The organism is Desulfitobacterium chlororespirans DSM 11544 (assembly GCF_900143285.1).
Lineage (GTDB): Bacteria > Bacillota > Desulfitobacteriia > Desulfitobacteriales > Desulfitobacteriaceae > Desulfitobacterium > Desulfitobacterium chlororespirans.
Genome location: NZ_FRDN01000007.1, coordinates 187437 through 209007, shown reverse-complemented (window position 1 = coordinate 209007; position 21571 = coordinate 187437). Strand labels below are relative to the sequence as shown.

Sequence of the window (21571 nt, the reverse complement as noted above, 5' to 3'; positions counted from 1 at the left end):
AAAATGAAAAGGGTCTGGATATTACGTCTATTAATTTTAAGTATTCTCTGGGTCGGACTGGGCGTCTTAGCCTTAGACGGCAAAGCCAACGAGCAAATCCTTTGGCAGGCGGGGGTTTTTTCGCTGCTGCTCTTAATCGGCGCAGCTCTGGAAAAACTTGTGGCCTATCAAGGGGATCCCTTTCTGTTGCCCACAGTGCAGATGATTCTGGTGATTGGACTGGTCTTTATCACCCGCATCCGCCCGGCTTCGGCCTTAAAGCAATTCTGGTGGGCTTGTCTGGGGCTGTTCATCTTTTATTGTGTGCTTTATGCTCTGCGGGATTATCGGGCCTTGGGACGCTTTCGTTATCTTTCCGGTTTAGGTGCTGTGGTCCTGTTGATGATCACCTTGCTTTTTGGGGTGACTCAAGGAGGAGCAACCAGTTGGCTGCATATCGGTGGTATGGGCTTTGAATCCGAGGAATTGGTTAAGGTTGCTATGCTGATCTTCTTAGCCTCTTACCTGAGTGAGCATGAAGAGGTTCTGCGTGTAGGGACGGTACAGATCGGCAGGCTTTCCTTGCCGGACTGGCGCACCCTGGGACCCTTTCTGGTCATGGGAGGATTTTCGCTGCTCCTGTTGGCTGCCCAGAAGAGCCTGGGTACAGCCCTGGTCTTCTATTCTCTGTATGTTTTGGTGCTCTATGTGGTGACGGAGCGGGTGCTTTATCTCGGTGTTGCCCTGCCTGTCTTTTTAAGTACGGGAACCTTAGGCTATTTTCTTTTCAGCCATGTTCAGGTTCGTGTTGCCACCTGGCTCAATCCCTGGGGGGATCCCAGCGGTGGCGGCTATCAAATTGCTCAATCCCTCTTTGCCATTGGCGGGGGCAAGATCCTGGGAACAGGTCTGGGCAATGGTATTGGTGCCTCTCAGGTACCTGCCGCCAGCACGGATTTTATTTTTTCCATCATTGCTGAAGAGCTTGGTTTTGCCGGGGCTATGGCCCTCCTGATGCTCTTTTTGGTGGTGGTTTTGCGGGCCTTCCACATTAGTATTCAAGCGGCAGACCGCTTTGGCCAGATTTTAGCAGCAGGTATCGGAATCCTGGTGGGGACGGAAGCCATCATCATCCTGGCCGGAGTCACCAAGCTCCTGCCCTTAACGGGAATCCCACTGCCTTGGGTTAGTTATGGCGGAAGCTCCTTGCTTATTCACTTTTTACTGTTGGGAATTCTAGCTAATATTTCTCATGCGGAAGCTGCAGGTCCTTTGCATATCAAGAATAAAGGAAGGGAGTATGCCGCATGAAAAAAGGTTTAAGAAATGTAGCCATAGGCTTCTCCTTAAGCATCATTGGCCTGAGCTTTGGTCTTGTCTATTGGCAGGTGGCCCGTTCTGCGGAATTGATGGACAATCCCGCCAATCGTCGGCTTATTCTCATGGAGCAGCGGGTGGTTAGAGGAGGAATTTTCGACAGAAACGGCGAAGTATTGGCACAAACCGAAGTAAAAGAAGACGAGAAAACTCGAATTTACCCTAAAGGTGAAGCTTTAGAGCCCCTTATCGGGTATGCAACCCTGCTGCGCGGTTCTTCCGGGCTGGAGGCTCATCTTGGCGATTGGCTTTTGGGGATCAAAGATGCCACTGCTGAACAGACCCTGGAGCAGGTGTTCCAACTTCCCCGCCAGGGCAATGATGTGGTGCTTACCCTGGATTATGGTCTACAGAAGGTGGCCTATGAAGGCCTAAAAGGAAAGATCGGTTCGGCGGTAGCCATCGACCCCCGCAATGGGGAAGTGCTGGCTTTAGTCAGTCAGCCGGGCTTTGATGGCAATACTGTGGATGAAGACTGGGAGAACATCAGCAAGAAGCCGGGGAGCCCTTTTCTGAATCATGCTTTTGCTCTCTATACCCCGGGCTCTACGTTAAAGGTGATGACCTCGGCGGCTCTCCTGCGGGCCGGGTTAGATACAAGTGATCTCTATCATTGTACAGGTACGGCGATCATTAATGGACAAGTGATCCGTGAACAAAATGACAAGGCCCATGGCTGGGTGAATTATAATCTGGCTTTGGCTGAGTCCTGCAATACTTATTTTGCAACCTACGGTGTGCAGGCGGGAGATAAGTATTTTCTGGAAGCAGCTAAATCTTTCGGATTTGGCCAGGAGATACCTTTTGAATTGCCGGTGAAGCGCAGTACCCTGACCAATGAAGAGGCGGTACCCAGCCGCATGGATGATAACCTGCTGGCAGCCAGTGCTTTTGGGCAGGGGGAAGTTTTGGTTTCACCTTTCCATATGGCCTTGATCACAGCAGGAATTGCCAATCAAGGTGTGATTATGAAGCCCCACATTGTGGATCAGGTGATGGATGAGAATCAGAATGTACTTTATATAAAAAAGCCTGAACCTTGGTTAACCCCTCTGTCCTCCCAGGAAGCGGAAAGGATTAAGAGCGCCATGGTCACGGCAGTTAATGAGGGGACAGCGGCTCCCGGTGGCATTGCCGGGTTCCAGGTAGCCGCCAAAACAGGTTCGGCTGAACCGGGAGGAAATGTCAGGACCCATGCTTGGTATATTGCTTTTGCTCCGGCGGATAATCCTCAAATCGCTGTAGCAGTCCTGGTCGAGAATGGGGGTACCGGGGGAGGGGCTTCGGCGCCCATTGCCCGCGCCATCATTGAGACCGCATTAAGGCAGAAAGCAGGTGATAACTCGTGAGCAAGATATTGAGTAATCGCTATGAAATAATTGAAAAGATCGGGTCCGGCGGTATGGCCATTGTCTACAAAGCCAAGGATCTTTTATTGAACCGGATCGTCGCCATTAAAATTCTCCACGAGCAGTTTACCGCAGACGAGGAATTCGTCCGCCGTTTCCGCAGGGAGGCCCAGTCGGCAGCCAGTCTCTCCCACGCCAATATCGTCTCCATCTACGATGTGGGCAAGGACGGAGAGACGGAATACATTGTCATGGAATATATTGAAGGACAGAATCTGAAGGATATCATCCGCAATTATGCCCCCTTATCCACGGAACAGACCCTGGAGCTGGGCATCCAGATTGCGGAGGCCATTCGCCATGCCCATGAGCATCATATTATTCACCGGGATATTAAACCTCATAATATTCTGGTTACCGAAGACGGGCGGATTAAGGTCACTGATTTCGGCATCGCCCGGGCTGTTTCAGCAGCCACCATGACCCATACGGGAGATATCGTGGGTTCCGTTCATTACCTTTCTCCGGAACAGGCCCGGGGAATCCAGACCAACGAACAATCCGATCTTTATTCCTTAGGGATTATTCTCTATGAACTCCTGACAGGGAAGGTGCCCTACGACGGCGAGACCCCGATCTCCATTGCTCTTAAGCATTTGCAGGAATTAGCCGTCCCTCCCAGCAAGCTGAACGCCAGGGTCAGTCCTGCTTTGGAGAATCTGGTGATGAGATCCATTGCCAAATCTCCGGATCAGCGCTATGCTACGGCCAAAGATCTCTTGCTGGATCTGCGCAAAGTTCAGGCCGGCTTGCCTGTGGACAAGACGGTGGATGAGGACCAGGACTTGGAAAGCACCCGGGTCCATAGCTCGCTAAGGGCCGGAGTGAACTCAGCTTTAGCCTCCGAGGAAAAGGAAGCAGGCCGGAAAAAGGCCAAGGTCCCACTATTTCGTAAACGCTGGCCCTGGGTGGCCTTGCTTGCCTTGGTAATCATCATAGGGGGGACCGGGATTGCTCTGTCCAAGTGGTTTAATGTGGGAACCACCACAGTTCCTCCCTTGGTGGGAAAAACAATTCAGGAAGCCGGTTATTTTGCTGAACAAAAAGGTTTATCCTTAGACCCGAAGACTCAGGAAGAATACAATAATGACATGGAGAAGGGGAAGATTACCCGAACCGACCCTGAAGAGGGTGCCGTTGTGAAAAAAGAACGGGGCATCAAGGTCTGGGTGAGCTTAGGTCCCGAACAAGCAAGAATTCCTAACCTTAAGACCGGAGATATCACTCAGGAAGCGGCCATTAATTTTTTAGAGAGCCAGGGTTTCAAAAGAGATAACATTGTTCCCCAGGAGGATCAAAACTCTTCTCTGCCCAAAGGCATTGTGGTGGAGCAGGATCCCGCCCCGGGTTCAGACTGGCCCAAAAATGGGAAGATCACCTTAACGGTCAGCGCCGGGAAAGTCGATGAACCAAAGCCCATGCCCAATGTCATTTCCAGATCACCGGCTGATGCTAAAGCAATTCTGGAGCAGCAGTATGAGTTAAAAGTGATCGTGGACAGTGAAAATTCCACCGAATACCCGCAGGATGTGGTAATGGCAACCGATCCTAAACCAGGTGATATGGTTAAAAAAGGAGATACGGTCAGAATCATCATTTCCCGGGGGCCGGGGCCTATAGCCTTTAATCCGGTCATTTTAGGCCATGTGGCCAAGCTGGATAAAATTGCTCAATGAAAGGCAGGACTCTTTGAGAAAGGGTAAAAGGAACGCATGATTTCTGGAATATTACTCAAGGGATACAGTGGATTTTATTATGTATTCGCGGAAGGCCGGGTATGGGAATGTTCCCTGCGCGGTCGCTTTCGCATTCGCAATCAGGGATTTCTGCCGGGAGACCGGGTAAAGATTTTACCGGGAACAGGGGATAAAGGGACGATTGAAGAAGTAGAGACCCGCCATAACTCCTTGGTCAGGCCGACCATAGCCAATGTGGATCAGGCCTTTCTGGTATTTGCCTGTGTATCCCCCGCACCAGATCTGAACCTGCTTGATCGGCTTATCGTTCAAGTGACAGCTGCTCAGATTAAGCCCATTCTCATTTTAAATAAAATCGACTTGGGCAGCAGGGGCGAAAGCACCGCCGAGAATACCTTTCCGGCCGATGGGCTGGATTTTTACCGGCAGCTGGGCTGCGAATTGGTTAAGGTATCGACAAAGACAGGGGAAGGGCTGGCTGAATTGCAGGAGCATATCAACGGGAAGGTCAGCGTTCTGGCCGGTCCTTCCGGTGTCGGCAAGTCCAGCCTTGTCAATGCCTTATCCCCCGGTCTGGAGTTAAAGACAGGGGATGTCAGCCGCAAGCTGAAGCGAGGCCGCCATACCACCCGCCATGTGGAGCTGATGGTTTGCGGGGAAGGGCTGTTGGCAGACACCCCAGGATTCTCCTCCCTCTATCTTCCCGCCATGAAGAGGGAAGAGCTGACGGATTATTTTTGGGAGTTTCAGGACGTAGGAGAATGCCGCTTTGCCAACTGCCAGCATCATAAAGAGCCGGATTGCGCGGTAAAAGCTGCGGTGGCATCAGGGAGAATTCAGCCATCCCGTTATGAGCACTATTGTCAGTTTTTAGAGGAAGTTATTGCAGCTGAGAGGAGATATTAGAATGATAAAAATTGCTCCCTCCATTTTATCGGCAGACTTTGCCCATTTGGGAGATCAGGTTGCCTTAGTGGAAAAAGCAGGGGCTGAAGTCTTACATATTGATGTGATGGATGGGCATTTTGTACCGAACATTACCATTGGCCCCCTGGTGGTTAAAGCGCTGCGGCCTTATTCCCAGATGCGCTTTGATGTCCATTTAATGATTGAACACCCGGAACGCTTTATTGAGGAATTCGCGAAAGCCGGGGCGGATCATATTACAGTGCATCTGGAAGCCACCCCCCATATCCATCGTGCCATCCAGCAGATTAAGGGGTTAGGTCTTACTGCCGGGGTTTCCATTAATCCGGCCACCCCTTTGGACGGAATCAAGTACATTCTCGATGAATTGGATATGGTTTTGATTATGAGTGTTAATCCGGGTTTTGGAGGGCAGAAATTTATTCCCGCGGTTCTTCCTAAGATCGAGGTTCTTCATCGGCATCTCGATCAGATGCAATCCTCCTGTGAGATTGAGGTGGACGGAGGAATCAACCTGGACACGGCTCCTGCCGTGGTCAAAGCCGGTGCCAACATCCTGGTGGCAGGGGCGGCGGTATTTGCCTGCGCTGACCCGGCCCGGGCAGTTCAAGAGCTTCGGGAAGCAGCCCAAGGCTATAAGGGTGATCCAAAGTGAGGATTGCCGTAGTGGCCAATGGTGAATGGGATCAGGAATGGGGTAAAGAGGAGCTGGCTGCTTATAACCGGCTGATCGCAGCGGACGGTGGGAGCAATCATATCGTCCGGGCGGGATTCGTTCCGGATGCTTTGCTCGGCGATCTGGACTCCGCGGAGCCTGAGACCCTGGAAGTCTGTCGCCAGAAGGGAACCGTTATCCTCAGCTATCCCGCCGAAAAGGATGAGACCGACCTGGAGCTGGCCCTGGAGTATGCTGTCAAGCTTATGGAGCAGGAAGAGCGGACGGTGAAAGCGGAGAAGGCAGGAGTCCAAGACCGGGAAAGCCAGGATGTTTTCCTATTAGGGGCAATGGGCGGGCGAATCGATCACTTATTGGGGAACCTTTTTCTTTTGCAGGGCTTCTTAAAAAGGGGAGTTCGGATTCGCATGAAAGGGCCCGGTCAGGAGCTCTGGCTCTTGGAGGGGCGGGGGAAATTAACAGGGAAAAGAGGGCAAAAACTATCGGTAATACCCATAACGGAAAAAGCTGTTGTACGCACTGAAGGCCTCTATTATCCTCTTTATCAAGAGACTTTGTATCGGGATTCTCCCCGAGGGATAAGCAATGTTTTTTTGGGGGAAGATGCAATAGTAGATGTCTCGGAAGGAACGGCCCTGATTGTGGTTTTGAGCCCTGACAATAGAAGATAATTTGTACATAACCCAATTGAATTGAATGAGGTTGAATAAGAAGATGAACAATAAATATGCTGATGAACTATGGCTGGGTACCCTGAGCAAGGGTGAGATTCGCTGGGTTGCCGTAGGAATGACCAATACCGTGGAAGAGGCGGCTAACCGCCATCACACCACACCCGTGGCCACTGCAGCCTTAGGAAGGCTTATGGGGGCATCCCTGCTTCTGGCCAGCTCTATGAAAGCGGAGGAGGCCATCACTTTACGGCTGCTTGGAGACGGTCCCTTGGGAGGAGTGGTTGCCGTAGGCAACGCTCAGGGAGAGGTGCGGGGTTATGTCCATGAGCCCCAGGTAGAGCTTCCTTTAAACCCCCAGGGAAAGCTGGATGTGTCCGGTGCCGTAGGAGCCGGGGAGTTTGTCGTAAGCCGCAGTCTGAGCAATGGCGAAAGCTATACCGGGATGGTGCCGATGGTCAGTGGGGAAATCGCCGACGATTTGGTCCATTATCTCCTGAATTCCGAACAGGTGCGCTCCGCTGCCCTGCTGGGTGTAATGGTGGGGAAGGACGCCCATGTGGCAGGAGCTGCCGGGATGCTGTTCCAATTACTGCCTGATGCCTCTGAAGAGAGTATTCAGGCACTGGAAGCCCAGTTGGCCCGGATTCAAGGCATCAGCCAAATCGCCGCGGATAGTTCCACCATGGCAGAATTAGTCGCTCAGCTTATCGGAGATCTGGATTATCGTGTACTGGAAAAAAGACCGGTACACTATCAATGCACCTGTTCCAAAGAGCGGGTCAGCGAGACCTTGATCAGTATCGGTAAAGAAGGCTTTGAAGATCTGATCAAGGATCAACAGGCGGAATTGGTGTGCCACTTCTGCAATGAGCGCTACCATTTTAACGAAGAAGAGCTGCGTGAGCTGTATGAGCAGTCGAAGTAGAGTCTAGAATCTATACAAGTGCAAGCGTCCGGGTCGTGTAGCTTCACGCCCAACGCGTACTCCATAGCTCCGGGGCTGGTTCACTCGCTTTCTTAACAGCTGCGCCAAACCTCTGGGTAATACCTGATGTGAACCGGTGGCTGCGCTAGGTTAAGAAAGCCTTGTTCACCTGACCGCCCCTCCGCTAAATCCGTCCGCTTTTGTGCGTAAAGCTACACTTATGGGTCTTTTAGCTTTTTTAGCCCTGTTTTTGGGCTTGGTATATAAGCTGTGCTTGGGGGTTCTTCGGGCTACTCTTTGGAGGCTTCCTGGATCGCTTCCTGGGAGTTCCCCAGGCGAATGGCCGACCATGCCGCTTAAGCGGCGTCGGTAAAGACGGAAAAAACGGCCCGTCATATTACTTACTCTACAAAGCCTCACATGCACGAACATACAGACCAGAAAAGCAGCCCAAGGATTTTGCTTTACGCTAGGGAGCGAATTTAAGCGAGCGGAAACAAAACTTCGCGAAAAGCCTGCAGCGGAGAAAGGTTGGAAACAGGACGTTTCCAACCGGCTATGAGGCAGGAGCCGATTTAGCCGGGCACCTTTCGGAGCGGAGGGCTTGAGCGTTAGTTTTGTCCGCGCAGCTTATGGAGCGACCGGTGTAAAGAAAAATCCTGGAGACACCACTTTCGGCTCTTGCAGGGGCAAGCCAAAGAAAAAAGCCCGGGTTTCCCCAGGCTCTAAAAAACTAAAACTGGCACCGTCATAACGATACCAGCCAAGTTACACTCTATGTGATGGAATTGAGACATTATACTGCACGTTGAACTTTACCGGAACGTAAGCATCTGGTGCAAACACTGATCCGGGTCGGAGTGCCGTTGACGATGGCGTGAACCCTTTGCAGGTTAGGTTTCCAAGTCCGCTTTGTCCGGATATGGGAGTGGCTGACCTGAATACCTGAAGCAACCCCTTTTCCGCAAATAGCACATACATTAGCCATGCTCTTACCTCCTTTACACCGGAAATGATACCTATGTATTCTATCAAATGTTTACTGGGTTGGCAAGGTTTTTCCGGGCCTTTTCCGTGAAAGATGGTTAAATCTTTTTTGCTGGCCTTATTTCCTCCAAAAAAATCCATAATTTGTACAAGTTGCATACAATAAAACCTCAGACATAAGATTAATTGTATATTAGGATAATTTTCTTTGAACATTTCATGAATACTTGGTAAAATAGTGACGATATGGACACATGCCGATAAAGGGAGGTCCTTGTATATGGGTAAAGAGATTAATAATAATTTGGGGAAAATCGACATCTCCGAAGAGGTTATTGCGACGATAGCAGGTGCTGCCGCAGTTGAATGTTATGGTCTTGTCGGGATGGCTTCCCGAAAATCCTCGGATAAGTTCTCCGAACTCTTGGGCCGCGAAAATTTAGCCCGTGGGGTTGTTGTATCCATCGATGATAATCAGGTGGTTATTGATCTGTATATTATTGTCGGTTATGGAGTTAAGATTTCTGAAGTAGCAGCCAATGTCATCGAACGGGTTCGCTATACCACTGAAAACCTAACCGGTCTCAAGGTAGCGCAGGTCAATGTCAATGTCCAGGGTGTCCGTGTCTTGGATTGAACGAAGCCAACTTTTCAGTGGGGGACCACTGAAGGTTAGTCGAGTCCATACTGGACTTAACCGCTCTTGGGCGCCCGCCGGCTATATTTAGGGCGGGCTGGTTCAGTGATAGATCGAGGTTCTGAAGAGTAGGGGGATTATTTTGAATGGAGATACAGGCAATATGATTACAGGACAACAGTGGAAACAAATGATGCGCTCCGGTGCGAGAGCCTTGGAACGCAAGAAGCATGATGTGGATGCATTGAATGTTTTCCCCGTACCTGATGGCGATACCGGAACGAATATGAATTTTACAATTCAATCGGCTGTAAGGGATGCCGATAAAACTTCGGGAGCGACCGTGGCTGAAGTCGCCGCCGCCGTCTCTATGGGTTCTCTGATGGGAGCCCGTGGGAACTCCGGGGTTATTTTATCGCAGCTTTTACGGGGGATTGCCAAGGGTCTGGAAGGGCATAAGGAAGCCGGCGGCCAGCAAATCGCCCAGGCCTTGCAGATGGGCGTGGACACTGCCTATAAAGCCGTCATGAGGCCTGTGGAGGGAACTATTCTCACGGTGGCCCGAGAAGTGGCCAAAGGGGCACAAAGCAGTGCCAAGCAGGGCTCGGATCCTGTGAAGGTTCTGAAAGATGCCTATGGACGCGGACAGCTTACCCTGGAAAAAACACCGGATATGCTTCCCACCTTGAAGCAGGCCGGGGTGGTCGACGCCGGAGGACAAGGATTCCTCATTATACTGAGCGGTTGGATTGCAGCTCTGGAAGGCCAGGAGATTGAAGAAGAAAACGTTCTCCCTGTGTCGCAAGTTGAACCGCAAACAGTGCGGGGAATTACTGCGGTGGAGGATCTGGAATTTCCTTATTGTACGGAATTCTTAGTTAAAGGCCAGAACCTTCAGGTTGAAAAAATCCGTGAAGATTTAGCGGACCGCGGAGACTCACTCTTGGTTGTGGGCACAGAAGAAGTGGTAAAAATTCATGTTCATGTGAAGAATCCGGGAAAAATTCTGGATTATGCTATCCAATGGGGAACCCTTCATGAGGTAGCGATTCATAATATGTTAGCTCAAAATGAAGCCATGGCCCATGCTCAAAAGATGGAAGACATTCCGGAGGAAAACCGGTCAAAAGCCGGTCAAGAGCAAGAACCGGGTTCGGGGGAAGAGAAAGAGCACGGTATCGTGGCTGTAGCCATGGGTGAAGGTATAGCCGAGGTCTTTAAAAGCTTAGGCGTGGATGAAGTCATTTTTGGCGGCCAGACTATGAACCCCAGCACAGAGAACTTAGTGGAAGCCGTTCGCAAGGTTGCTGCTAAAAATGTTTATATCTTGCCCAACAATGGCAATATCGTCATGGCGGCCCGCCAGGTTAAAGATATCGTGACGGATCGCAATGTATTTATTATTCCTACTAAATCTATCCCTCAGGGTATTTCTGCCCTGGTCAATTACAATCCTTATGGCGCTGCCGAGGAGAATGCCAGGACGATGGAAGAAGGGCTGTCCCTGATCAAATCGGGAGAGGTTACTTATGCCGTCCGGGATTCTCAGTTTGGTGATTTAGAGATCAAAGAAGGGGACATTCTGGGTTTAATTGAGGATGTTATCCAAGTCACAGGTAGAGAACGCCTTCAGGTTGCTCAGGAGACCTTGGGCAAAATGAATTGGAAAGAACATGACCTGCTCACCGTTTTCTACGGAGAAGATGTTTCCGAAGAACAAGCGCAAGAGCTCAGAGCGTGGATTGAAGCAGAAGCCCCCCATATCGAACTGGAGCTTTATCCCGGCAATCAACCCCTGTATTATTATATTTTCGGGGTAGAATAATAGGCAATGAACAATACCCTCCGGAGCCATCCGGAGGGGTTTTTACAATCAATAGATGAGACCATGAGTAGGAGAGAATGTTATGGGACGGAGTACCGTTTTTGATTTAATCGGTCCGGTTATGGTCGGCCCTTCCAGTTCACACACCGCAGGAGCAGTGCGGCTGGGGGCGATGGCCCGAAAGATATGCGGCGGGCAGATCGTTGAAGCTGTATTAACTCTTCATGGTTCCTTTGCCGAGACGGGCAAAGGCCACGGGACGAATCTGGCTTTAGCGGCAGGACTATTAGGAATGCATACCGATGACGAGAGGATTCCTCAAGCCCTGGCGATGGCCGAAGAGCAGGGAATCGCCATAAGCTTTAGAAGCGGAGACTTGGGAGATGTCCATCCCAACACCGTCAAGATCAAGTTGAAAGCTAAGGAAGGACAAGAGGTGGAAGTAGTAGGTTCTTCCATCGGCGGAGGCCGCATCATCATTGGCGGCATTGATCAATTTAAGGTAGAGATCATGGGGGATTACCATACTTTAGTGGTTCTGCAGAATGATCTGCCCGGTGTGGTGGCTCAGGTCAGCTCCCTGATCGCCGCCACACAAATCAATATCGCTCAGATGAGGGTTTCCAGGGAGAAAAAAGGAGCTCACGCGCTGATGATTATCGAGACGGATCAAGCCATCGATCCGGCAGCCTTAGCCCTGATCAAAAAGCTTCCGGCAGTGAATCAGGCTATGGCCATAGAACCCTTGGATTGAAGACTAATAATTACCGAAAGGTGTATAAGGAGGGAAGTTCATGCGTTCCACCATGGATTATCTGGCCCTGGCTGAAGAAAAAGGAAAAAGGCTTGGCGAAATCGTCTTGAAGGAGCAGGCTGAAGAGGCAGAGAAAAGCCAGGATGAGTTAAGAAAAAGAATGGCCGCCAATCTTCAGGTGATGAGGGAAGCTGTCCAAAGCGGACTGAGGGGAGAAAGGAAATCCTTATCAGGATTGGTGGGCGGAGAAGCCCTCAAAGTAGAAACTTTGTGCCGTTCCGGGAAGAGCTTGATCGGGGAGCGGGTCAGCGGAGCGATTGCCAGAGCTTTGGCCGTGGTAGAAGTCAACGCCAGTATGGGTAAAATCGTGGCAGCTCCCACGGCCGGGTCCTGTGGGGTCCTGCCGGCGGTATTGCTGACTGCTGAGGAGGCCCTTGGCTCTTCTGAGGAAGACATGATGACCGCCCTCTTTTGTGCTGCGGGAATCGGCATGATTATAGCCGATCGGGCCAATGTCTCGGGAGCGGAGGGAGGGTGCCAGGCTGAGATTGGTTCTGCTGCGGGAATGGCCGCGGCAGCAGCAGCGGAATTGGCAGGTGGGAGTCCCCAAGCTTGTATCCATGCTGCAGCCATAGCGATGAAATCCTTCCTGGGGTTGGCTTGTGACCCTGTAGCCGGTCTTGTGGAAGTTCCTTGCGTCAAACGCAATGCCACCGCAGCCACTGTGGCTCTTGCGGCGGCGGAGATGGCTTTATCCGGGATAGCAAGTGCGATTCCTTTAGACGAAGTCATTGATGCCATGAACGAAATCGGCAAAAGTATGCCCTGCTCCCTTCGGGAAACGGCTCAGGGAGGATTAGCCATTACCCCAACCGGGCAGAGAATTCAGGCGGAATTCTTATGATCGGCAACCAAGGAAAAATAGTATTGAATCATCTCCAACGAGCTATTGCTGCGGAAGAAAAGCAAGGCTGCTGCAACACAGGCGTCATCGGCGGGTTTCATCTCTTTTTAAAAGGGATTCTCAGCCGCCTGGAGCAATTGGAGAAGGATGAAGACTTTAAGGTACTGAAGGATATTACCGGCCATTACAAAGACTGGAGCCCTCTACAGCGCCGCCAGGCTCTGGCCCATCTCCGTCGTTTTATCGAAGAGCATCAGGAGCTGGAAGCACATCAGGAACCGGGGAGCCAGGGTCAGGCTCCTGTCCAGCCGGGAAACCGGTCCTTGCCGGAAAAGGAACCTCGGGTTCATAGCTCCTTGGAGCCTGTAATTATGGAATATAGCGGTTCGGGTAAATCTAAGCAACCGCAGCAGCCTTTGCAGCCGCAGATATCTCAGACAGCGCAGACAGCGGATAGTTCTCCTGTTTCTGACTCCGAAAAATCCGGCCCCCATAAAAAAGCAGGAGCCCTAAAGTCTTCTCCATCCCGCTCCCTGCAGTTCCTTAAAGGGGTGGGACCGGAACGGGCGAAGCTTCTGGCTCAGATCGGTTTACATACAGTCAAGGATCTCTTCTTCTATTTTCCCCGTCGTTATGAAGACAGAAGTCTGCAATCCATTGGCGAACTTAAAGATGGAGAATTAGCCTCTGTGGCCGGAAAAGTAGTGGCCGGGCAAATAGCCAGAGGGAAGCTGAAGGTGGTTAAGCTCAGCATCGAGCAGGATGGCCGCTTAGTCTACGCAGTCTGGTTTAACCAAACCTATATCCTCAAGCAATACCCTGTAGGAACCTCCGTCATTGTGACGGGAAAGGTCAGGTGGCAGCAGCGGGTGCCGGAAATCCAGGCCACCGATATTCAAAAGGCAGGAGCAGCACAGCCGGCAGCCATCCTGCCGGTCTACTCGGAAACAGCCCGCCTTTCCTCCAAAGTGATACGAACCATTGTGCAGGGAGTTTTGGGTCAGGCTCCCGAGCTGTTTCCCGAGTTTCTGCCTCCTGAGGAAGGAAAGGGATGGGTCCCCCGTGCCCAGGCTTATCAAGAGATTCATTTTCCCCGGACCTTCCACAGTTTGGGTCAAGCCCGTGAACGCTTGGTCTTTGAAGAAGTGCTCTTTCTGCAATTGTCTGTTGCCCGTTTAAGATCCGGAGTACAAAGGGAAAACAGTCCCCAGCTTAAGAGTGGGGAGAGCCTGGTTCAGCGGTTTTTAGCGAGCCTGCCTTTTGAACTGACTCAGGCCCAAAAGCGGGTGATTCAGGAAATCTTCCGGGATATGGCCAATACTCAAGGTATGGCCCGTCTGGTCCAGGGGGATGTGGGCTCAGGCAAGACCGCAGTGGCTATGGCCGCTTTGCTGATGGCTGTGGGGTCAGGCTATCAGGGGGCCATGATGGCTCCCACCGAGATCCTGGCTTTGCAGCATTACCAATCCTTGGCGGCCGCTTTTAAGCCCTTGGGGCTGCATGTCGTTTGTCTTTTGGGCAGCCAGGCCAAAAGTGAAAGGGATAAGATTCTTACCGAGATCGCTTACGGAAAAGCCCATGTCATCGTCGGAACCCATGCTTTAATCCAAGAAAGTGTGCAGTTTCACTCCCTGGGATTAGCCATCACTGATGAGCAGCATCGTTTCGGTGTCAAACAAAGAACCTCTCTCCAGACCAAAGGGGAAAACCCCCATGTCCTGGTTCTTACCGCCACTCCTATTCCCCGGACCCTGGCTCTGACTCTTTATGGCGATCTCCAGCTTTCCGCTTTGGATGAAATGCCTCAGGGCCGCAAGCCCATCATGACGCGAAAGCTGACGGAACGGGGCCGGCCCAGCCTGGAAAAATTCATGGAAGAGCAGATGGAAAAAGGCCGGCAAATCTATGTGGTCTGCCCGCTGGTGGAAGAATCGGAAAATGTGGATCTGATCTCAGCCACGGAGCGTTTTCAATCCCTGCTGGAGCGGTTTCCTAACCGTCGGGTAAGCCTTCTCCACGGCCGCATGAAAGGGGTTCAAAAAGAAGAGATCATGACCGCCTTCCAGAAAGGGGAAGTGGATATCCTGGTCTCTACCACGGTGGTGGAGGTAGGAGTCAATGTCCCCAATGCCACCGTGATGGTTATCGAGGGAGCGGAACGTTTTGGCCTGGCCCAGTTGCACCAGCTCAGGGGCAGAGTAGGCAGGGGTAGTGAGCAGTCCTATTGTTTCCTCTTGTCCGATGCCAAAAACAGCCGCCGCCTGGAAGTCCTTTGTGAGACTCAGGATGGTTTTAAGATTGCTGAGGAAGACTTAAAGATCCGAGGAGCCGGGGAATTGCTGGGGACCAGACAGCATGGGGTGATGGAATTGCGTCTGGCCGACTTATCCCGGGATGGCCGTCTCGTGGAGCAAGCCTATCAATTGGCTCAAAAAGTTCTCACCCATCCTGACCGTTATCCCGGAGTATGGCAAGAATGTGATCAGTTTTTTTCTTTAGAAAACATTGGCCTTCATTAAATTCCAACTTCACCAGCTATTGTCGGGAATGTTTATGACCGTCTTAGACGATAATAAAAGTGAAGTGGAGTAAAAGAATGAAAGGCAGCGATGCAGGTCTGCCGTAAAAAATTAGGGAAAGAAAGAGGAGGGCTTACGCATGGCAGATACCAAACAAACGAACCAACCTGTACTCAGTGCTGCTTTAGAGCAATTCAAGTATGAAGTGGCTCAGGAAATCGGCATCGCAAATCGTAAGCACAAGAAGTTCCCGAATACCTAATCTGTGGATTCAGCCAAAAGAGAGCGAGGTCATCGCTCTCTTCTTGTTATTGCATATACATCTGATACTCTTCCACACTGATCCCGGGATGGAGACTCATGCCCAGGGCTCCGGCGATAATGCGGGCGGTGGTCTCAATCAGGGAATCGATTTCTTTAGGTGTGACCATGAGATTGTTGTGATAAGGATACAAAGCCTTGTTAAGAATCTGCTCAAAGACTTTGGGACTGAATTCCTTGTATAGGCGGTAAAGAGATGGACTGCTCTTTAATTCATCCAGGAGGGATTCCAGGCAATTATTGGCGATAATGGCGGCATTCATGACCGTAGGAAGACCGATGGCAATGACCCGGCAGCCTAAAGTCTCTTCGTTGATTCCCGTGCGGTGGTTTCCTACACCGGCTCCCGGTGAAATTCCTGTATCGGAGATTTGAATGCTGGTCCCGATCCGTTCCAGGGAACCGGCTGCTAAAGCGTCGATGGCGATTACCAGATCGGGCTTGACATGTTCCACGATGCCGCGAATGATTTCCGCCGTTTCGATGCCGGTGATGCCGAGAACTCCGGGAGCTATCGCGCTGACTTTGCGCAGTTTGCCTTGGAGCTCCGCGGGTGTATAATTAAATAAGTGACGCGTGACAAGGCTTTTGTCAATGACCTGAGGCCCCAAAGCATCGGGGGTGGCATTCCAATTGCCTAACCCAACCAAGAGGATGCTGGCGTCTTCAGGCAGGTTCATCAGCTCGGAAAGCTTGTCAGATAGAGTTTTGGTAATCTCCTGGTGGATTAAGTAATTGTTATCATGAACTTCCGGCACATCGATGGTGATATAAGTACCTTGGGGCCGTCCCATTTCCTGAACCCCTTGTTCATTCAAAATTTTAATCGTGGTTACTGTGGCATGTTCAAAGTCTTCTTCTTCCATGCTGACGCCAGGGACCTCGGTGTCTGCATCTCCCCTCAATAATTCATGGGCTTCAACGGCCAGATCGATAGTTACATTAAAATTGCGGAATAGATCTGCTTTTTTCAAAATATAACCCTCCTTATGCTATCTGCCAAAAAAATCTTCTCCATTTTGATAGTGAAAAAAAATCACTGGCCCTCGCGACCAGTGACCAGAGAGGAGAAAACGAAAGGAAGAACTGGATGGGGGAAGGTCTCGGAGATTGAAAATCTCGACGACCAGTTTTAGTATTTACAGCAAAAATGCTTTTATTCAATATTTTTTAGGGAAGAATTTAGAAGATTGTGTTATACTTATGCTGAAATTAATTATATAAAGTGATATTTTCTGGATAACCCCACTCGAAGGTCGTGAAATGATATGCGAATTATTGCCGGAGATTACCGTGGGCAGCGCCTGAAAGCTGTTCCCGGGATGAACACCCGGCCCACAGCGGACAAGATTAAAGGTGCCATTTTCAATGTGTTGCAGGGAAAAACCCCAGGTGCCCGGGTTTTGGATTTGTTTGCAGGTACGGGAAATTTAGCTCTGGAAGCTTTGTCACGGGGGGCAAAAGAAGCGGTACTTATTGAAAAAAGCCGGACGGCGCAACAAATTATTCGTGAGAATATTGACCATATGGGAATAGAACAGGCCCGACTCATAGCGATGGATGCCTTTGCTTATCTTGAACAGCATGGAGAAGAGCGCTTTGATTTGATTTTTATTGACCCGCCCTACCATCAGGGTTTGGTGGAGAAATCCTTGAAGCTGCTGGCGGATCCTTGCCGGCTTACTGACTCAGGCGTGATTATCGCCGAAACAGCCAAGGATGAAAACCTGGAGAGTTACGATCCCTTTGAAATTAAAAAAACTGGGGAATATGGAGATACAAAGATCTGGTATTTGCAAAGAATGGAATGAACAGATTGGAGAGGATAGTCTTGGAAAATGATGTTATGGCTTTGCTTGATGAATTAGAAGAAATCGTGGATCGGGGAACCAAGATTCCGATGACTGGAAAAGTATTAGTGGATGATAATGTGGTTTTTGATTTGCTTGATCGGATAAGAGCAGCTCTCCCTGAGGAACTTCAGAATGCTAAATGGGTCTTGTCGGAAAGGCAAAAGATTATGGACGAGGCTCATACGGAAGCGGAACGGTTGCTGGAGCGTGGAAAAACTTATATCGAGAAAATGGCCGAAGAGAGCGAGGTTGTCAAACAAGCTCAAGGCTATGCAGAGGATATTGCCCGTCAGGCCCAGACTTATGCTAAAGAGGTTAAACTGGGTGCCATTCAGTATACCGATGAAATGCTCCTCCAAGTAGAGCAAAATGTGGCCGAGACCTTGCAGGCTGTCCGTCGCAATCGGGAAGAACTGCGGAGTCTGGCTAAACGGGATCAGAGGGAAAAGCCCGGCGATAAAGGAAACCCGGCACAGGGGGAGCCTTGATTCCCGCTGGTTCCGGTGGAGCTATCTCACTTGTTTCTGAAGCCTGATTAACTTATTCTTCATCTTAACTGCTTAGACCCGAAAGATGGCCCCAGGTTTTGCTTCAGGAGTGAATGCCCAAAGCAAAATCATGGAGAGCCTTTCGGGCCTTTTTCAGAATAGAGTATGTGCATTTTGTTACAAGTGTGGTATGATGGAAATATGAAGCTATTTCGATGAATAAAAGACCCGGACTCCCAGACTGAGCAGCAGGAAACACAGCATTATCCCGCAGAAGATCCAGGAGCTCATCTGCCAGGTCTCCATGAACCCAAAGGGACCGGGAGCGAGGTGCAGGTCAAAGACAGGAATCTTAATCAGGGTTAAGAAGAGCTGGCTTAAAAGGAAAGCAAAGATGGAGTGCAGGATCCTGCCGATGACAAAGGGCAGGAAGCGTAAATTCGCAGAGCCGGTAAAACTGGCGACCTGAGCAAAGGCGGATAGCCCTCCCCATCCCAAAACCCCGGCAAGCAGCCCAATCGTAAGATTAAGGCTGGAAAAAGAGTCGATGATCGAACGGCAGCCTAAGGTTGCTTCCAAGGTGCCGTTCACCAACGCGGAGACTTCCTGGCCGCTGACCAAGCCGCCGGACAGCCCGTGAATCAGACTGCCGATGCCACCGGTGATGTGATAGGTTTCCAGCATATTCACCAGCACGGAGAAGAAGACAATAAAGCCTCCCACCACCAGGATGGTGTTAACGCTTTGCCGTACAGCATCCCCGAACATTTGGCCAAAAGGCCGCGAGTCCTGACTTTGAGCTTTTCTCAGCGCTTGAAAAGCCCGGCCGAGAGAGGTGGGAGCAGGGGAGGAGGATGTACCCCGACCCCCATAAAAGCGAAAAAGTATCCCCACTAAAATGTTGCCTAAGTAAACGGAACCCACCAGGACGATTCCTAATTCCGGCTTGAGGAGCATGCTGGAGGCCACGGCTCCAAACATGAAGCCTGGGCTGGGATTGCAGGTAAAGGTCAGGAGCCGCTCCCCTTCCGTTTGGGTGAGAGCATTTTCCTGGCAAAGTCGTGTGGTAAGGATCGCTCCGATGGGAATCCCTGAGGTGAGGCTCATGGCTACCACAAAGGAAGCCTGACCGGGTAAGCGGAATACCGGACGCATTAAAGGCTCCATCAGTACACCTATGAAATGAACAAAGCCGGAGGCAAGAAGGAGCTCAGAAAGAATAAAAAACGGCAGCAGGGCAGGAACCACGTAATTCCACCACAAAGACAGACCGTCGGCTGCCGAACGTACCACCTCCTGGGGGTAATAGAACATCCCTATGGCTAAAAGAAAAAAGGGGATAACACGAAGAATAGAAGCCATATCTCACCCGCCCTTCCACATAAATATATATGGAGAAAGGGGGCTCCTTAGAAGGATTTTTGATCACAGGGGGTTGTGATGATGGAGAGAGGCTTGGTTTTGGGAGCAGGGGGAGCACGGGGGCTGGCCCACCTGGGTTTCTTACAGGTGTTGGAAGAGGAATCCATCAAGGTGGATTGTATCGTGGGGTGCAGCATTGGTGCCGTATTTGGTGCCCTTTGGGCAGCGGGGATGGATCTCTACCGCTTGGAGCGGCTTATTACCTATCAGGGATTCAGTAAGAGGCTTTGGGATCTTGCCGTGTCCCGGGATGGCTTGGTCAAAGGGGAAAAAGTTCTTGAGGCCATGCGCCTTTTGACGAGGGATCTGACCTTCGCCGAGTTGAAGATTCCCTTAGCCGTTGTCGCCACCGATCTGGAAACCGGGGAAAGGGTAGTATTGCGCGAAGGCAGTGTGGCTCATGCCGTGCGGGCCAGCATCTCCATTCCCGGCATCTTCAAACCTTATCGCTATCAAGGACGGCTTTTTGTAGATGGGGCTGTCAAAAACCGCCTGCCCATCCAAGTGGCTAAGGATATGGGAGCAGAGAAAATATTGGCAGTGGATGTGAAAAAGGGGCTTTCCACGAAGCTCAATACGGCTATGGATGTCATGCTGCAGGCTCTGGAGATCTTAGAAGAAGAGGTTTTTTGCACACAGAAAGAAAAGGCTGATGTACTGATACAGCCTGAAGTGGGCCATATAGGAGTCCTGCAATTTGATTTGGCGGAGGAGGCCATCGCCTTAGGAAGAACTGCAGCAAAGTCACAACTTTCTGAAATTGTTCGTAATTTCTATTGACTCTTGAAATGCAAACGAATTATGTTAAACTAATTAAGGTGTTTTATCGTGTGAGACAGAAAAAGAGATTCACACGAAATTTTGGGTTATTTTTTAAAAGTATTAAAGAAAAAGTCGCTTTTGGGGCAAAATGAAGCAGAAGAACCTTTGCTTAAAAGAGACAAAAGACAGAAAGAAAATGGGTGGAAAAGAAAAATAGGGGGTAATCAATAGTGAAGATTCTTGTGATTAACTGTGGAAGTTCCTCGCTGAAATATCAATTATTGGATATGGACACACAAACACCGATAGCCAAAGGTTTAGTGGAGCGGATCGGACTTCCGGGCGCCGTGCTGACACACCGCCCGGCTGATGGTGAAAAAGAAATTATTACGGCGGAAATTCCTAATCATACCATAGCTATCCAATTGGTTCTGGATGCCTTAGTGAATCCTGAATATGGCGTATTGAAAAGCCTTGAGGAAATCGGTTCGGTGGGTCACCGTGTGGTTCATGGCGGCGAGAAATTTGCCAGTTCCGTATTGATCACGGATGAAGTCATGCAAGCCATCGAAGAGTGTATCGAATTAGCGCCTCTTCACAACCCCCCCAATATTGCCGGAATTGAGGCTTGTCAAAAATTAATGCCGGGAGTGGCTCAAGTAGCTGTTTTCGATACTGCCTTTCACCAGACCATGCCGCCCCATGCCTACCTTTATGGATTGCCCTATGAATTTTATGAGAAATACAAAATCCGTAAATATGGTTTTCATGGGACTTCGCATAAATATGTGAGTCAACGGGCCGCTAAGATGCTCAATCGTCCTGCAGAAGGATTGAAGCTGATCAGTTGTCATTTAGGCAATGGCTCCTCGATTACGGCGATTAAAGATGGTAAATCCATTGAAACCTCCATGGGCTTTACCCCTTTGGAAGGTTTAATGATGGGAACCCGCTCCGGGGATTTGGATCCGGCCATTGTCTCCTTCATTCAACAAAAAGAAAACCTGTCTTCCGATGAAGTCAATGATTTTCTCAATAAAAAATGCGGAGTGCTGGGGCTTTCCGGAGTGAGCAGTGACTTTAGAGATATCGAACAAGCCCGTGATCAAGGAAACTATCGCGCCGCTTTGGCTCTCGATGTGTTTGCTCATGATGTGAAAAAATATATCGGCTCCTATGCAGCCGTTTTAAACGGTGCCGATGCCATTATCTTTACAGCCGGTTTAGGGGAAAACTCTGCGGAGATGCGGGAAGCGGTTGTCGATGGCCTGCAATACCTCGGTGCCAAACTGGATCTGGAAAAGAATAAGGTCCGCGGTAAGGAAGCCGATATTTCAGCGCCTGAGGCAACCTGCCGGGTCCTCGTCATTCCTACCAATGAAGAGTTGATGATTGCCCTGGATACTTTGGATATTATTCAGAAGGGTTAAGGAGT

General features: G+C 50.3%; 20 protein-coding genes. 17 read left to right on the top strand and 3 right to left on the bottom strand.

Annotated features, from left to right (window positions below; all coding sequences use genetic code 11):
• Positions 1 to 3 precede the first annotated feature (3 nt).
• Genes BUA14_RS11760 through hslO form a run of 7 tightly spaced genes read left to right on the top strand, consistent with a single transcriptional unit; the run spans position 4 to position 7664 of the window.
• Positions 4 to 1290, top strand: a complete 1287-nt coding sequence (locus BUA14_RS11760) for an FtsW/RodA/SpoVE family cell cycle protein (protein WP_072772765.1) — start codon at positions 4 to 6, stop codon at positions 1288 to 1290.
• The gene (locus BUA14_RS11755) at positions 1287 to 2705 is read left to right on the top strand and encodes a peptidoglycan D,D-transpeptidase FtsI family protein (protein ID WP_072772764.1); all 1419 of its coding nucleotides are present in this window, start codon (positions 1287 to 1289) and stop codon (positions 2703 to 2705) included. The genes BUA14_RS11760 and BUA14_RS11755 overlap by 4 nt, the downstream gene beginning before the upstream one ends.
• Positions 2702 to 4441: a Stk1 family PASTA domain-containing Ser/Thr kinase gene (gene pknB / locus BUA14_RS11750; protein WP_072772763.1), complete on the top strand. Its 1740-nt coding sequence runs from the start codon at positions 2702 to 2704 to the stop codon at positions 4439 to 4441. The genes BUA14_RS11755 and pknB overlap by 4 nt, the downstream gene beginning before the upstream one ends.
• Before the next feature lie 36 nt (positions 4442 to 4477).
• Entirely contained in the window at positions 4478 to 5368 is an 891-nt protein-coding gene (gene rsgA / locus BUA14_RS11745; RefSeq protein ID WP_005811796.1) for a ribosome small subunit-dependent GTPase A, read from the top strand.
• Position 5369: 1 nt separating this feature from the next.
• Positions 5370 to 6044 (top strand): ribulose-phosphate 3-epimerase, encoded by a 675-nt coding sequence (gene rpe / locus BUA14_RS11740; RefSeq protein WP_005811794.1) that lies wholly within the window; start codon positions 5370 to 5372, stop codon positions 6042 to 6044.
• Complete coding sequence (locus tag BUA14_RS11735) at positions 6041 to 6736, top strand: thiamine diphosphokinase (protein WP_072772762.1); 696 nt, start codon at positions 6041 to 6043, stop codon at positions 6734 to 6736. Before rpe ends, BUA14_RS11735 begins: the two co-directional genes overlap by 4 nt.
• Positions 6737 to 6779: 43 nt before the next feature.
• Positions 6780 to 7664 carry an Hsp33 family molecular chaperone HslO gene (hslO, locus tag BUA14_RS11730; protein WP_072772761.1) on the top strand — a complete coding sequence of 295 codons (885 nt, stop codon included), beginning with the start codon at positions 6780 to 6782 and terminating at the stop codon, positions 7662 to 7664.
• A 796-nt stretch (positions 7665 to 8460) separates the two neighbouring features.
• Here hslO and rpmB read toward each other — a convergent pair.
• Positions 8461 to 8652 carry a 50S ribosomal protein L28 gene (rpmB, locus tag BUA14_RS11715; protein ID WP_005813371.1) on the bottom strand — a complete coding sequence of 64 codons (192 nt, stop codon included), beginning with the start codon at positions 8650 to 8652 and terminating at the stop codon, positions 8461 to 8463.
• Between the two features lie 279 nt (positions 8653 to 8931).
• Between rpmB and BUA14_RS11710 the strand changes: the two genes are divergently transcribed.
• The 6 genes from BUA14_RS11710 (at position 8932) to BUA14_RS11685 (ending at position 15552) form a co-directional block, all read left to right on the top strand.
• Entirely contained in the window at positions 8932 to 9288 is a 357-nt protein-coding gene (locus BUA14_RS11710) for an Asp23/Gls24 family envelope stress response protein (protein ID WP_015944834.1), read from the top strand.
• 142 nt (positions 9289 to 9430) lie between these two features.
• Positions 9431 to 11113, top strand: coding sequence for a DAK2 domain-containing protein (locus BUA14_RS11705; RefSeq protein ID WP_072772759.1), 1683 nt, complete (start codon positions 9431 to 9433; stop codon positions 11111 to 11113).
• Between the two features lie 82 nt (positions 11114 to 11195).
• Entirely contained in the window at positions 11196 to 11867 is a 672-nt protein-coding gene (gene sdaAB, locus BUA14_RS11700) for an L-serine ammonia-lyase, iron-sulfur-dependent subunit beta (protein WP_072772758.1), read from the top strand.
• A 40-nt stretch (positions 11868 to 11907) separates the two neighbouring features.
• A complete protein-coding gene (sdaAA, locus tag BUA14_RS11695; protein WP_072772757.1) occupies positions 11908 to 12771 on the top strand; it encodes an L-serine ammonia-lyase, iron-sulfur-dependent, subunit alpha in 864 nt (287 codons plus the stop codon).
• Positions 12768 to 15290 (top strand): ATP-dependent DNA helicase RecG, encoded by a 2523-nt coding sequence (recG, locus tag BUA14_RS11690; RefSeq protein ID WP_072772756.1) that lies wholly within the window; start codon positions 12768 to 12770, stop codon positions 15288 to 15290. Before sdaAA ends, recG begins: the two co-directional genes overlap by 4 nt.
• A gap of 139 nt (positions 15291 to 15429) precedes the next feature.
• Positions 15430 to 15552 (top strand): small, acid-soluble spore protein, alpha/beta type, encoded by a 123-nt coding sequence (locus BUA14_RS11685; RefSeq protein ID WP_005813383.1) that lies wholly within the window; start codon positions 15430 to 15432, stop codon positions 15550 to 15552.
• A 46-nt stretch (positions 15553 to 15598) separates the two neighbouring features.
• On the opposite strand, the gene gpr is transcribed toward BUA14_RS11685, so the two are convergent.
• Positions 15599 to 16585, bottom strand: coding sequence for a GPR endopeptidase (gene gpr, locus BUA14_RS11680; protein ID WP_011460511.1), 987 nt, complete (start codon positions 16583 to 16585; stop codon positions 15599 to 15601).
• A 294-nt stretch (positions 16586 to 16879) separates the two neighbouring features.
• On the opposite strand from gpr, the gene rsmD reads away from it, so the two are divergent.
• Together rsmD and BUA14_RS11670 are read left to right on the top strand one after the other, a co-directional pair.
• Positions 16880 to 17422 (top strand): 16S rRNA (guanine(966)-N(2))-methyltransferase RsmD, encoded by a 543-nt coding sequence (gene rsmD / locus BUA14_RS11675; protein WP_072772755.1) that lies wholly within the window; start codon positions 16880 to 16882, stop codon positions 17420 to 17422.
• A gap of 20 nt (positions 17423 to 17442) precedes the next feature.
• A complete protein-coding gene (locus BUA14_RS11670; RefSeq protein ID WP_427846687.1) occupies positions 17443 to 17952 on the top strand; it encodes an ATPase in 510 nt (169 codons plus the stop codon).
• 207 nt (positions 17953 to 18159) lie between these two features.
• Here the strand turns inward: BUA14_RS11670 and BUA14_RS11665 are convergent, their stop codons facing one another.
• On the bottom strand, positions 18160 to 19314 hold the full coding sequence (locus tag BUA14_RS11665; protein WP_005813391.1) for a nucleoside recognition domain-containing protein: 1155 nt from the start codon (positions 19312 to 19314) through the stop codon (positions 18160 to 18162).
• An 81-nt stretch (positions 19315 to 19395) separates the two neighbouring features.
• Between BUA14_RS11665 and BUA14_RS11660 the strand changes: the two genes are divergently transcribed.
• Complete coding sequence (locus tag BUA14_RS11660) at positions 19396 to 20154, top strand: patatin family protein (protein ID WP_072772753.1); 759 nt, start codon at positions 19396 to 19398, stop codon at positions 20152 to 20154.
• A gap of 212 nt (positions 20155 to 20366) precedes the next feature.
• On the top strand, positions 20367 to 21566 hold the full coding sequence (locus BUA14_RS11655; protein ID WP_018307020.1) for an acetate kinase: 1200 nt from the start codon (positions 20367 to 20369) through the stop codon (positions 21564 to 21566).
• Positions 21567 to 21571 lie beyond the last annotated feature (5 nt).